Origin of the sequence: Plantactinospora sp. KBS50 (genome assembly GCF_002285795.1) — a bacterium.
GTDB lineage: Bacteria > Actinomycetota > Actinomycetes > Mycobacteriales > Micromonosporaceae > KBS50.
Genome location: NZ_CP022961.1, coordinates 6,551,466 through 6,563,838 on the forward strand (window position 1 = coordinate 6,551,466; position 12,373 = coordinate 6,563,838).

A 12,373-nucleotide genomic window follows, 5' to 3' on the forward strand; every position below is an offset into this window, starting at 1 on the left:
GTCGGGCCGATCGTCGGGTAAGACTGAGCCATGCGCGCGATCACGATTCCCGAACCCGGTGGGCCGGAGGCCCTCGTCTGGGCCGAGGTGCCGGACCCCGAGCCCGGCACCGGCGAGCTGCTGATCGAGGTGTGCGCCAGCGCCGTGAACCGGGCCGACGTGCTGCAACGGCAGGGGCACTACGCTCCGCCGCCGGGCGCCCCGACGTACCCGGGTCTGGAATGCTCGGGCACGGTGGCGGCCGTCGGCCCGGGGGTGGCCGGCTGGACGGTGGGCCAACCGGTCTGTGCGCTGCTGGCCGGCGGCGGGTACGCCGAGCGGGTGGCCGTGCCGGCCGGTCAGGTGCTGCCGGTGCCGGTCGGGGTCGACCTGGTGGAGGCGGCGGCGCTACCGGAGGTGGCCTGCACCGTCTGGTCGAACGTTGCCCGGTTGGCGCGGCTCGACCGCGGCGAGACCCTGCTGGTGCATGGCGGCGGCAGCGGGATCGGCACCTTCGCGATCCAGTTCGGCAAGGCGCTGGGCGCCACGGTGGCGGTAACGGCCCGGGCCGGCAAGCACGGCCCGCTGCGGGAGTTGGGTGCCGACCACACGATCGATTATCGCGAGCAGGACTTCGTCGAGGAGATCCGCTCGGCCACCGGTGGGCGGGGCGCGGACGTGATCCTGGACATCATGGGTGCGGCGTACCTGGGTCGGAACGTCGCGGCGTTGGCCACCGGCGGGCGTCTCGTGGTGATCGGCCTGCAGGGCGGGCGCCAGGGTGAGCTTGACCTGGCGGCCCTGTTGGCCAAGCAGGGTACGGTCGCCGCCACGACGCTGCGGTCCCGGCCGGTCGAGCAGAAGGCGGCGATCGTACGGGGTGTTCGGGAGCAGGTGTGGCCGCTGGTCGAGTCGGGCCGGATCCGCCCGGTGGTGGATCGGCGGGTGCCGCTGGAGCGGGCCGCCGAGGCGCACCGGTTGATCGAGTCGAGCGACCACCTCGGCAAGGTGCTGCTGGTCCGCGAGCGGTAGCCGGCCCCCGGCCGGCTCGCGCACACGCCGGGACGCGGGACGCGGAAACGCGGGACGCCGGGACGCACCGGACCAGCGGTGGTCAGCCGAGCAGGCGCGGTCCCGGGCCTTCGGCGGCGAGTACGTCGTCGGGGTTGTACAGCCGGCAGCGTTGCAGGGACAGGCAGCCGCAGCCGATGCAGCCGGTGAGGTCGTCGCGCAGCCGCGTGAGCAGGTTGATGCGGTCGTCCAGCCGGCCGCGCCACCGGTTGGACAGCCGGGTCCAGTCCGCGCGGGTGGGGGTACGCGAGTCGGGCAGTTCGTCAAGGGCGGTGCGGATCTCCTCCAGCGACACCCCGACCTGCTGGGAGATCCGGATGAAGGCCACCCGGCGCAGCTCGGACCGCTCGTACCGGCGCTGGTTTCCGCCGGTGCGGCCGGCCCGGATCAGGCCCAGCCGCTCGTAGTAGCGCAGCGCCGAGGGCGCCACCCCGGAGCGCGCCGCAAGCTCGCCGATGGTCATCGTGTCCTGCATCGCCCTCACCTTGAGTTGAAGTGCACTTCAAGTCGCAGGCTATCCGCATGAGTGTCCCGACAACCACGACCGAGCCGATGGCCTCGGTCACCCCGCTGCTGACCCGGATCACCGGGGACGAGAAACACGCGCCCAGCGCGCACAGCACCCTCGATGTGCTCTGGGTGCTCTACGACCGGGTGCTGGCCACCACGCCCGCGACGGCGGAGGACCCGGACCGGGACCGCTTCCTGCTCTCCAAGGGGCACGGGCCGGCCGCGTTCTACGCGGTGCTGGCCGCCAAGGGGTTCATCCCACCGGAGTGGCTGGACGACCTGGCCGGACCGGACAGCCGGCTCGGTCACCACCCGGACCGGCTGCTGGTGCCGGGGGTGGAGATCGGCTCGGGCTCGCTCGGGCACGGCCTCGGGCTGGGCGTGGGCACCGCGCTCGGCCTCCGGGCGCAGGGTCTGACCAACCCCCGGGTGTACGTCCTGATCGGCGACGCCGAGTTGGACGAGGGCGCCAACCACGAGGCCGTCGCCTATGCGGGGGCGATCGGGCTGGACAGCGTGACCGCGATCGTGGTCGACAACGCCTCGGCCACGCACGGCTGGCCCGGTGGCATCGCCGGCCGGTTCACCGTGGCCGGTTGGACCGCCGTCACCGTGGACGGCCGGGACCACGAGGAGATTTTCGCCGGGTTGACCGGGCACCGGCCCGGTCGGCCGCACGCGGTGGTGGCCCGGATCGGAGGAGCATGATGCGCGACACGTTCGTCGGGACCAGCACGGCGCTGCTGGCGGAGGATCCGCGGACCGCCCTGGTGCTGGCCGACATCTCGGCGGCCGACTTTGCCCCGGCCGCGCGCCGGCACCCGGACCGGGTGCTCAACGTCGGCATCCGGGAGCAGTTGATGATCGGCGTGGCGGGTGGGCTGGCGCTGACCGGGCTGCGTCCGATCGTGCACTCGTACGCGACGTTCCTGGTGGACCGGGCGTACGAGCAGATCAAGCTCGACCTCGATCACCAGGGGGTCGGTGCGGTGCTGGTCAGCGTCGGCGCCTCGTACGATGCCGCGCGCTCCGGCCGGACCCACCAGTCGCCGGGAGACGTGGCGCTGTTCGACACGTTGGGTCGGTGGACGGTGCGGGTGCCCGGTCATCCGAGCGAGGTGGCCCCGTTGCTGCGGTCCGCGGTGGCCCAGGACGGGTCGGTCTATCTGCGGTTGTCGAGCCAGTCCAACACGGCCGGCCATCCGGGGGCCGACCGGCTGCGGGTGCTGCGCCGGGGTACGCCGGGCGCACCGCTGGTGGTGGCGGTCGGTCCGGTGCTGGACGCGACGCTCACCGCGGTCGCCGCGCTGGATGTCACGGTCGCCTACACCCACACGCCGCGGCCGTTCGACACCGCCGGGCTGCGGGAACTGGCCGGTCGCGAGGTGGTGCTGGTCGAGCCGTACCTGGCCGGGACCTCGGCCCGGGTGGTGGCCGACGCCCTGGCCGACCGGCCGCACCGGCTGCTCGGCCTCGGCGTCACGGAGGTGGACCTGCACCGGTACGGCGATCCGGCGGACCACGCGCGCTGGCACGGCCTCGATGCGGCGGGACTGTGCCGGTCCATCACCGCGTTCCTCGTGCCCGGCGCCGGCTGACCGGAGCCTCAGCCGCGGGGCGGGTTTCGGAGCCCCAAGCCGCGAGCGCCGGAGGCTCAGCCGCGGGCGCTCGGAGGCTCAAGCCGCGAGCGCTCGGAGGCTCAGCCGCGGGCGCCGGAGCCCAGCGCGCGGGGTCGGCGGGCGCGCTCGCGGCCGAGGATCCACAGCGCCTCGACGCCGTCCCGCCAGGTGATCTTCTTGCCCTCGTCACGCCCCCGGGCGCGGTAGCTGATCGGCACCTCGTACGGCCGGATCCTGCGGCGCAGCAGCTTGCCGGTGACCTCGGCCTCCATGCCGAATCCCCGCGACTTCACCTCCAGCGAGCGGTACAGCGCCACGGGCAGCAGCTTGAAGCAGGTCTCCAGGTCGCCGATGTACGAGTTGTAGAGCACATTGGCGGCGGTCGTCACGGCCTTGTTGCCCATCACGTACCAGAAGCTGTAGGCGCTGTGGCTGCCGAAGGTGCGATTTCCGTAGACGACCGTGGCGCGGCCGTCCAGCACCGGGGCCAGCAGCCGGGGGATGTCGTTGGGGTCGTACTCGAGGTCCGCGTCGAGGATGACCATGTACTCACCCTCGGCGTTGTCGACCGCGGTCTTGATCGCCGCGCCCTTGCCGGCGTTGCGCGGATGGGTGATCACCCGGACCCGGCTGTCGTCCGCGCCCGCGAGGATCTCCGGGGTGCCGTCTTTGCTGCCGTCGTCGACCACTACCATCTCGATCTCGCAGGGATACTCCACTGCCAGCGCCTGCTTCAGCGCGTCAGCGATGCGTTCGGCCTCGTTGTAGACCGGCATCAGGATCGAGAGCTTCACGAGAGTCTCCGTGGTGAGTTGGCAGATCCCCGACAGCGTATCCGAACCCCGTCGATCAGATGGCCCGACTCCCTCCCGGCCGGCGGCCCCGAGCAGCGCCGACTCCGCCGCCACCTGCGGATCCGCACCGGCCACCGGGCGAGACCGCACACCGGGCCGAACGGGGGATCGGGATCGGCCGATCGGCGCTCCGGCATGGCGATCGACGGTGGTCGCCATCGACGGGTCTTGCGAAAAGTATTCACATAACTAAACCTCGGCGTTACCTTCTGGTAACCGATCGGACCCCAGCGATCGGTTGGAAGGAGTTCGTCGATGTTCGGACCCCCCGCCCCCGAGAGCCGACCCGCCCTCCGGGCGCTCCGGCGGCGCTCCCTCGCCGCCGCGGCGCTCGTCGCGGGCCTCATCCTCCCGACGGTCACCGTCCTGGCCGGACCGGCCAGCGCCGCCGACCAGCCCACCGTGCAACCCCTGCCGGCCAACCTTGAAGCCATCCGGTCCACCGAGGCGACCGCCCTCTACGGCAGCCCGGAGATCCGCCCGCTCAGCCAGCGCAAGGTCTCGCTGGTCACCATGGGCGACAGCGAGATCTCCGGCGAGGGCGTCGGCAACTACGTTCCCGGCACGCACCAGGATGGAAACTGGTGCGACCGATCACGCGACCAGGCCGTGTTCCGCACCGGCATCCCCTCCGACGTGCAGTACAACCTGGCCTGCTCCGGCGCGACCCCGTGGAACCTGATCGCCGGCGGCCCGAGTCAGTGGAACGAACTCAACCAGGGCGACTACCTGGCCATCAAGGCGCGGAACACCAGGATCAAGCTGATCTGGGTGGTGGTCGGCGCGAACGGCGACGGGACCATCCAGTTCGGTCCGGTGGCCACCGACTGCGCCATCCACCGGGTGTTCTTCCAGGGCACGTGCTACCCCACCTACACCGACCAGTGGACGGTACGCACCGACGGCAGCCGGCAGGCGGTGCAGGACGCGCTGAACTCGATCCGGCAGACCATGACCGACGCCGGCTACCTGCGTACGGACTACGAGCTGGTGCTCCAGTCGTACCCCAGCCCGGCCAGCCCGGACGTCGAGGACAACCCGAACTTCCCCGGCTGGTACAACGGCGGCTGCCTGCTCTACCTCGCCGACCTGGCCTTCGCCCGCAACAAGGCGGTACCGCTGTTCGAGCGGGCGCTGCGGCAGGCCGCCGCGAACACCGGCACCCGCTACCTCGACGACAGCCGGCTGTTCCACGGCCACGAGGTGTGCACCGACAACACCTCGGTCCGCGGCCTCTTCATCGAGCTGGGCATCTGGGACGAGAACGCGGCCCGGCAGTCGTTCCACCCGAACGCGCGGGGGCACGGCATGTTCGCCAGCTGCATGACCCAGTTCTTCAACTCGGGCCTGGACCAGGGCACCTGCGTGGACCCGGCCAGCACCGGCGCCGGCGTCCTGCAACCGGGTCTGCTGGAGTTCAAGCAGCTACGCAACGCGGCGACCGGGACCTGCGTGGACGGCAAGGGGTACGACTCGCGGAACAACACCGTGCAGCAGGGGTACTCCTGCCACGGCGGTCGCAACCAGGGCTTCTGGTACGACCCGGCCCGCGGCTCGCTGCACTCCGAGCTGTCCCACGACCGGTGTCTGGACGTGGCCGGCGGCACCCTCACCGCCAACACCCCGGTCAACATCTACGACTGCCACGGCGGGGTCAACCAGCAGTGGGTCTTCGCGGGCAGCCAGATCCGGGCGGCCGGCAACCAGAACCTCTGCCTGGCCTTCGACAGCCCGTCCAGCGGCAAGCCCCGACTGCGCCTGGCGACCTGCTCGTCCAGCAGCCGCCAGCAGTGGTCGTTCGAGTCCCGGAACTTCGCCAACCCGGTCGGCTACGGGCACGACGACTTCATCGGGTCGCGCGTCTACTGACCGGCCGTTCACGAACCCGCCGCCCGGCGTGCTGCCGGGCGGCGGGACCGTGCGGAACCGGGTGGTCCGGCGAGGCGGACTACTTCTTGTTCGGGATCACCACGAGCCGGGCCACGCCGTTGTCGCCGTCCCTGGTGCCGGCCACGCCCAGCTCGGTGCCGACCTTCACGTCGCTCGGCTGGATCGTGGTACGCCGCTCGACGACCTTCAACTGCGGCCCGAAGGTCCAGGTCTCGGTGAACCCGTCGGTGGACTTGACGGTCATCGAGGTGTCGGTGATCGCGGTCACCGTGCCCCGCTGGACCGCCACGGTCTTCGTCCCGTCCTGGGTCTGCACCACGACCTCGCCGTGCAGCGTGTTGCGGCGCAGCAGCACCCGGGCCTGGTGGCGCTTGCGCCACGCCTCGGCCCGCTGGCCCCTGCCCGGTCCGGCGCTCGGCTCGGCGCCCTCGGCGCCCTCGGTGGCCGACGGGTCCGCCGAGGGGTCGGCCGCGGCGATCTGGGCGGTGTCGAATCCCATAGCGGCCAGCGCCTGCCCGTCCGCGCCCATCGCGGCAGCGACCTCGACCGCGGTCTGCTCGGCCGTGTCGCTGGCCCGCCCGGCCACGCCGCAGCCGGTCAGGCCGAGCGCACCAACCCCGGCCAGCAGAACCGTGCCGACCGCAACTCCCCAACGCTTCATCGTCCATCCTTCCTGGTGAGGTGCCACCAGCGTGCCCCGCGCAGAGCAACGGACGGTCAGGCCGGTGTTCGGATCGGGTAAGGATCCGCGGTCCGGCCCCGGTCCGGCGTTCGGTCCCGGTCCGGCATCCGGTCACGGTCCCGGCGGGTACGCCGGAGGCCGTGCTCACGGCGGCGGCGGTAGCCAGACGGTGAAGCTCGCCCCGCCCTCGGGTGCGTGGCCGGCGCTGATCGCACCGCCGAGCCGGCGCACCAGCCCGGCCGCGAGCGCCAGCCCGAGCCCGCTGCCGACCTTGCGGACCCCCCGGTACCGCTGGTGCAGGGCGCCGCGCTCGAAGGCCACCGCGAGGTCGTCGTCGGTGAAGCCGGGTCCGCCGTCCCGCACCTGCACGATCCCGCCCCCGTTGCGCGGTGCCGGGCCGGCATCCGCACCGGAGGCGGCGCGCGCCGCGACCACAACGGGCGCCCCCGGGGGTACGACCCGCAGCGCGTTCTCCAGCAGCCCGTCGACCACCTGCCGGATCCGGCCGGGATCGGTCCACACCGCCACGGGGGTCGGCGGCAGTTCGGCCCGCAACTCGACGCCGGCCGCCGCGCAGCGCGGCGCCCAGGTCTGGGCCACCGCCCGCAGCAACCCGCCCAGCTCGACGGGGAGTGGTTCAAGGGCGAAATCCGCCGCCTCCAGCCGGGCCAGCGCGAGCAGGTCGCTGACCAGCCGGTCGAGGTGTTCGGCCTCGCCGAGCATGGTCCGGCCGGCCCGCTGCGCCTCGTCCGGCCCGACCACCCCGTCCGCGATCGCCTCGGCGTACCCGCGGATCGAGGTCAACGGCGTACGCAGCTCGTGGGAGACCGAGAGCAGGAACTCCCGCTGCCGCCCCTCGCTGGTGGCCAGCGCCGTGGCCAGGTCGTTCAGCGCGTACGCCAGGTCCGCCGCCTCCTGCGGCGGTTCGACCGGCAGCCGGACGTCCCGCTCCCCGGAGCGCAGCCGGGCGGCCGCCGTCGCGGCGTTGCGGATCGGCCGGGCCAGCCGGCGGGCCAGCAGGATCCCGGCGACCACCCCGGCGACGAGGCCGGCCAGCAGCGGCAGCCACAGTCCGGCCACGATGCGCAGCCACAGTCCGCTGACCAGCGGCCGGACCAGCACCACGCCGCTGCCGCCGGGCAGGGCCCGGCCCTCGATCAGCGACGGCCGGCCGGCCACCAGGCGCCGGCCGGAGAAGTTGTGCCCGGCGGCGATCCGCTGAACGGTGGCCTGCGGCAGCCCGCTCCGGTCCGGCTGGCCGGCGCGGATCAGGTACGCGTCGATGCGTTGCCGGCGCAGTTGCTGGATGATCCGTTCCTCGTCGGTGCTGCGACCGCGGTCGATCCGGGGTCGCAGCACCTGGGCGGCGAGGTTGGCCTGCGCCGCCAGCGCCTCCCGGGCCTGCCGGTCGGCGGTGCGGGCGGCCAGCGGTACCGACACCACGAGGGTGACCAGCACGGAGATCAACGCGACCAGGCAGGTCACCAGCACCGCCCGGGTGGTCAGGGTCCGCCCGACGCGGCGCCGGCCGGGTGACCGGGCGTCGTCCCGGCCGGGGCCGATCACCGGCAGCATCATGGTCGGCTGCCCGACGCCCGGATTGCCGGGGCCCCGGTCGCCGCCGAGGGTCGGGTCGCCGCCGCGGGTCGGCGGCGGTTCAGCCGGCGGCGGCATAGCCGACGCCGCGGTGCGTCCGGATCACGTCGGCCGCCGCCGGACCGAGCTTCGCCCGCACCTGCGCCACGTGCACGTCCACCGTGCGGGTGCCGCTGTGCGCGGCGTATCCCCAGACGGCTGCCAGCAGTTCCTCCCGGGTGAACACCCGACCGGGGCGGTTCATCAGGTGTGCCAGCAGGTCGAACTCGGTGGAGGTGAGCCGCACCGGGGCGCCTGCGACGCTGACCGTCCGCCGCTCGGGGTCCAGGGTGACCGGCCCGACGACCCGGGTCTGGTCGGCCCCGGCCGGCACGCCGACGGTGCGCCGCAGCACCGCCCGGACCCGGGCCACGAGTTCCCGCGGGCTGAACGGCTTGGTCACGTAGTCGTCCGCGCCGAGTTCGAGCCCGACGATCCGGTCGACCTCGTCGTCCCGGGCGGTCAGGAAGATCACCGGGGTCCAGTCCCCGCCCTGCCGCAGCCGCCGGCACAGCTCCGTGCCGGCCAGGCCGGGCAGCGCGATGTCCAGCACGCAGGCGACGGGACGCAGCCGCCGGGCGGCGGCGAGACCCGCCGCGCCGTCGTGTTCGACGTGTACGCCGAAGCCGTCCCGGGTCAGGTAGAGGCGTACCAGGTCGGCGATCGCCGGCTCATCCTCGACCACCAGGACCAGACCCCGGTTCGCCGCGTCGGTGGACACCGGCCAATGATGGCCGATCGACGGGACGGGGTACACGCGGGCCGGGTTCGAACTCTGTAAAGAGGTGTCAGGCCAGCGCCGTGCCGAGCGGCAGCAGCCGGCCGTCGGCGGTGATTGTCGAGCCGGGCGCGGTGATGGGGGTGCCGGGCGCGTACCGCACGGGCGGGATCGTCGCGGGCACCCGGAAGGCGTGGCTGAGCAGGGCGTCCAGCCGCCACACCTGCGCCGGCCGGCTGGTGCGGATCTGGAACCGCTCGCGGATCCCGTCGACGGCGGTCGCCGCGAACTCGACGATGCCGAGCCGGGGATCCGGGTTCCAGGTGACGTGGTCGAGGTGCCGCAGTTCGGCGTTGAGGTGCAGGCGCAGCCGGCGGGTGAGCCGGGTCTCGCTGGTCACCACGAGCCGCCGCTCGGTGAGCAGCATCAGGTAGCCGGGGGCCTGGCCGGCCCGCTCCGGCCGGGTGCACCTGGTCACCAGCACGGTGGTGTCGCCGGGCTCGACGCACCGCCGCAGCACCGGCATGTGCCGGCTCACGGTCGGGATGCCCACCGCGGCCTCGGCGGCGGCGGGCAGGAAGGTCCGGGTGAACACGTCCATGTCAGTAACAACGATAGGTACGCTCGCGATGACTCGCCGTAACATCGTTGAAAGTAAAATTACAGAAGTTCCACGATGGTGGCGTTCGCCATTCCTCCGCCCTCGCACATCGTCTGCAGTCCGTACCGGATGCCGTTGTCCCGCATCTGCCCCAGCATGGTGGTCATGATCCGGGCGCCCGAGCCGCCGAGCGGGTGGCCCAGCGCGATCGCCCCGCCGCGCGGGTTGAGCCGCTCCGGATCCGCCTCCGTCTCGGCGAGCCAGGCCAGCGGCACCGGGGCGAACGCCTCGTTCACCTCGTACACACCGATCTCCTCGATGCCCAGCCCGGCCCGGCGCAGCGCCTTGGCGGTGGCCGGGATGGGCGCGGTGAGCATGACGACCGGGTCGGCGGCGGCGACCACCGCGGTGTGGATGCGGGCCAGCGGCCGCAGCCCGTGCGCGGCGGCCCACTCCGAGGTGGTCACCGCCAGCGCCGCCGCGCCGTCGGAGATCTGCGACGCCGAGCCGGCGGTCACCACGCCGTCCGGCCGGAACGGGGTCGGCAGCTCGGCCAACCGCTCCAGGCTGCTGTCCCGGCGGATCCCCTCGTCCCGGTCGGCCTTGCCGCCGTCCGCCACGGCCACCGGGGCGATCTCGGCGTCGAACCCGCCGGCGTCCTGCGCCGCGGCGGCCTTCGCGTGGCTGGCCAGCGCGAACTCGTCGAGCTGGCGACGCGACTGGCGCCACCGGCGGGCGATCAGCTCGGCGCCGACGCCCTGGTTGAACGGCACCGGTTCGTCGGCCGCGAAGCCCTCGACCCCGCGGTAGCGCTCGCGGACCTGGTCGCCGAACGGCTGGCCGGCCCCGACGCTGGCGCCCATCGGCACCCGGGTCATCGACTCCACGCCGCCGGCGACCACCAGGTCCGCCTGGCCGGCGAGCACGGTCGCCGCGGCGAAGTGCAGGGCCTGCTGGCTGGACCCGCACTGCCGGTCCAGGGTGGTGCCGGGGACCGACTCGGGCCAGCCGGCGGCCAGCACGGCGTTGCGGGCCACGTTCCACGACTGCTCGCCGACCTGGGAGACGCAGCCCCAGACCACGTCGTCCACATCGGCCGGGTCGAACCCGGCCCGCTGCGCAAGCGCCCGGAGCACGTGCGCGGACAGATCCACCGGATGTACGCCGGCCAGGGCGCCGCGGCGCCGCCCGACCGGGGTCCGTACCGCCTCGACGATGACCGCGTCTCTCATGTTAACTCCCCGGTAACGTGGCTGGCCCGATCGTAGCCCGCCCGCGGCTGCCGAGGCGAGCCGTTGATCATCGGCCACCGGCACGGCGTACTCCGGCCGGGCGTGGGCTGGCATGCTGGACGGATGGGACCAGCCGCCTGGCGCGTACCCCGGGCCGTACCCGGACTCAAGCTGGCCGGCGCCGCGGCGGTGCTGCTGCTCGCGCTGCTGCTCGGTGGCGGCGATCCGGTCCGGCTCGGCGTGGCGGCACTGGCCGCCGTCGCGCTGCTGGCCTGGGCCGGACCCGACCTGCTGGCGCCGGTCCGGCTGGCCGCCGACGCCGCCGGGGTCTGGGTGCCGCACGGGTACGCCGGGCGGCGCCGGCTGGCGTGGGCGCAGGTGGAGCGGATCTCGGTCGACCGTCGACCCCGTTTCGGGCTGCGGACCGGCACCCTGGAGATCGACACGGGCAGCTCGCTGCACCTGTTCGGCCGGTACGACCTGGGCGCGGATCCGGCCGAGGTGGCCGCGGTGCTGCGCTCGGTGCACCGGAACGCGACCCGGGCCTGAGGCCGAAGCCGGGACGGCCGGTTCAGCCCGATGAGGCCGAAGCCGGGACGGCCGGTCCAGCCCGATCCCGTCCGATCCGCCGGCGGCGGGCCGGTTCAGCCCAACAGCGCGGCCGTGCGCACGATCGTGAGGCCGGCCAGCAGCAGCACCAGCACCACCCCGCCGGCCACCTGCACCGCGGTCCGTCGGCCGCGCGGCGCGTACGCCAGGACCAGCGCCATCAGCGTGCCCGCCAGCAGGCCACCGAGGTGGCCCGCGATGCTGATGTACGGCACCGCGAAGGTGAAGATCAGGTTGACCACCAGCACCGGCACCACGCCCGAGGTGTCCCGACCGAGCCGGCGCATGATCACGAACAGCGCGCCGAACAGGCCGAACACCGCCGTCGACGCACCCACGGTCTGCTGGTTGGGCGCGCTGAACAGGTACGCCGCGACGTTGCCGCCGAGCCCGGCCACCAGGTAGAGCCCGAGGAACCGGGCCGGGCCGAGCGCCATCTCCAGGCTGCGGCCCAGCACCCACAGCGCCCACATGTTCAGCAGCAGGTGCACCACGCCGTAGTGCAGGAACATCGCGCTGAACAGCCGGTACCACTCGCCCTCGGCGATGCCGTGCACGGTGAAGTCCTGGTAGCGGGCCAGGCCGAGCACCGAACCCCACTGGGTCAGCGGCGTGCCCTGGCCCATCAGTCCGCCGAGCCCGCCGCCGGCCACCGAGCTACCGGCGCCCGAGGCGACCACCGAGGCCAGCAGCAACAGCACGTTCAGCCCGATGATCGTCTTGGTGACGTAGCCGTAGCGGCCGGCGGCACCGCCACCGAAGGCGGTACGCGCCGGCCGCTGGCTCCGTCGACCCAGTTCCACGCACTCGGGACACTGGTGGCCCACCGAGGCGTCCCGCATGCAGTCCGGACAGATCGGCCGGTCGCAGCGGGTACACCGGACGTGACTCTCCCGCCCGGGTGTCGGTAGCAGACCGGCGTCGTCGGCGGGGACTCACTCATGCGGGCAAAAATACCTCGGTCGACGGCGGT

At 73.3% G+C, this 12,373-nt stretch carries 12 protein-coding genes and 1 pseudogene; 5 read left to right on the forward strand and 8 right to left on the reverse strand.

Annotated elements, in window-relative coordinates; translation table 11 throughout:
* Positions 1-30 precede the first annotated feature (30 nt).
* Positions 31-1,011 carry an NAD(P)H-quinone oxidoreductase gene (locus tag CIK06_RS28355; protein ID WP_095567349.1) on the forward strand — a complete coding sequence of 327 codons (981 nt, stop codon included), beginning with the start codon at positions 31-33 and terminating at the stop codon, positions 1,009-1,011.
* A gap of 82 nt (positions 1,012-1,093) precedes the next feature.
* Here CIK06_RS28355 and soxR read toward each other — a convergent pair whose 3' ends face one another.
* Positions 1,094-1,525, reverse strand: coding sequence for a redox-sensitive transcriptional activator SoxR (gene soxR / locus CIK06_RS28360; RefSeq protein ID WP_095567350.1), 432 nt, complete (start codon positions 1,523-1,525; stop codon positions 1,094-1,096).
* A 47-nt stretch (positions 1,526-1,572) separates the two neighbouring features.
* Between soxR and CIK06_RS28365 the strand changes: the two genes are divergently transcribed.
* Both CIK06_RS28365 and CIK06_RS28370 read left to right on the forward strand, forming a co-directional pair.
* Complete coding sequence (locus CIK06_RS28365; RefSeq protein ID WP_369916055.1) at positions 1,573-2,268, forward strand: transketolase; 696 nt, start codon at positions 1,573-1,575, stop codon at positions 2,266-2,268.
* Positions 2,268-3,158 (forward strand): transketolase family protein, encoded by an 891-nt coding sequence (locus tag CIK06_RS28370; protein ID WP_095567352.1) that lies wholly within the window; start codon positions 2,268-2,270, stop codon positions 3,156-3,158. The genes CIK06_RS28365 and CIK06_RS28370 overlap by 1 nt, the downstream gene beginning before the upstream one ends.
* A gap of 101 nt (positions 3,159-3,259) precedes the next feature.
* On the opposite strand, the gene CIK06_RS28375 is transcribed toward CIK06_RS28370, so the two are convergent.
* A complete protein-coding gene (locus tag CIK06_RS28375; RefSeq protein ID WP_095568213.1) occupies positions 3,260-3,973 on the reverse strand; it encodes a glycosyltransferase family 2 protein in 714 nt (237 codons plus the stop codon).
* Between the two features lie 315 nt (positions 3,974-4,288).
* Here CIK06_RS28375 and CIK06_RS28380 point away from each other — a divergent pair, with 315 nt between their 5' ends.
* Positions 4,289-5,902 (forward strand): ricin-type beta-trefoil lectin domain protein, encoded by a 1,614-nt coding sequence (locus tag CIK06_RS28380; RefSeq protein ID WP_095567353.1) that lies wholly within the window; start codon positions 4,289-4,291, stop codon positions 5,900-5,902.
* 79 nt (positions 5,903-5,981) lie between these two features.
* Here CIK06_RS28380 and CIK06_RS28385 read toward each other — a convergent pair whose 3' ends face one another.
* The 5 genes from CIK06_RS28385 to CIK06_RS28405 form a co-directional block, all read right to left on the reverse strand.
* Positions 5,982-6,584, reverse strand: a complete 603-nt coding sequence (locus CIK06_RS28385; RefSeq protein ID WP_095567354.1) for a hypothetical protein — start codon at positions 6,582-6,584, stop codon at positions 5,982-5,984.
* 165 nt (positions 6,585-6,749) lie between these two features.
* Entirely contained in the window at positions 6,750-8,183 is a 1,434-nt protein-coding gene (locus CIK06_RS28390; protein ID WP_095568214.1) for a cell wall metabolism sensor histidine kinase WalK, read from the reverse strand.
* Between the two features lie 79 nt (positions 8,184-8,262).
* Positions 8,263-8,961 (reverse strand): response regulator transcription factor, encoded by a 699-nt coding sequence (locus CIK06_RS28395; RefSeq protein ID WP_095567355.1) that lies wholly within the window; start codon positions 8,959-8,961, stop codon positions 8,263-8,265.
* 67 nt (positions 8,962-9,028) lie between these two features.
* Positions 9,029-9,559: a hypothetical protein gene (locus CIK06_RS28400; protein WP_198348045.1), complete on the reverse strand. Its 531-nt coding sequence runs from the start codon at positions 9,557-9,559 to the stop codon at positions 9,029-9,031.
* A gap of 59 nt (positions 9,560-9,618) precedes the next feature.
* Entirely contained in the window at positions 9,619-10,791 is a 1,173-nt protein-coding gene (locus tag CIK06_RS28405; RefSeq protein ID WP_095567356.1) for an acetyl-CoA C-acyltransferase, read from the reverse strand.
* 123 nt (positions 10,792-10,914) lie between these two features.
* On the opposite strand from CIK06_RS28405, the gene CIK06_RS28410 reads away from it, so the two are divergent.
* On the forward strand, positions 10,915-11,340 hold the full coding sequence (locus tag CIK06_RS28410) for a PH domain-containing protein (RefSeq protein ID WP_095567357.1): 426 nt from the start codon (positions 10,915-10,917) through the stop codon (positions 11,338-11,340).
* 95 nt (positions 11,341-11,435) lie between these two features.
* On the opposite strand, the pseudogene CIK06_RS28415 reads toward CIK06_RS28410, so the two are convergent.
* Positions 11,436-12,343 (reverse strand): annotated as a pseudogene (locus CIK06_RS28415) (rhomboid family intramembrane serine protease).
* Between the last annotated feature and the right edge of the window lie 30 nt (positions 12,344-12,373).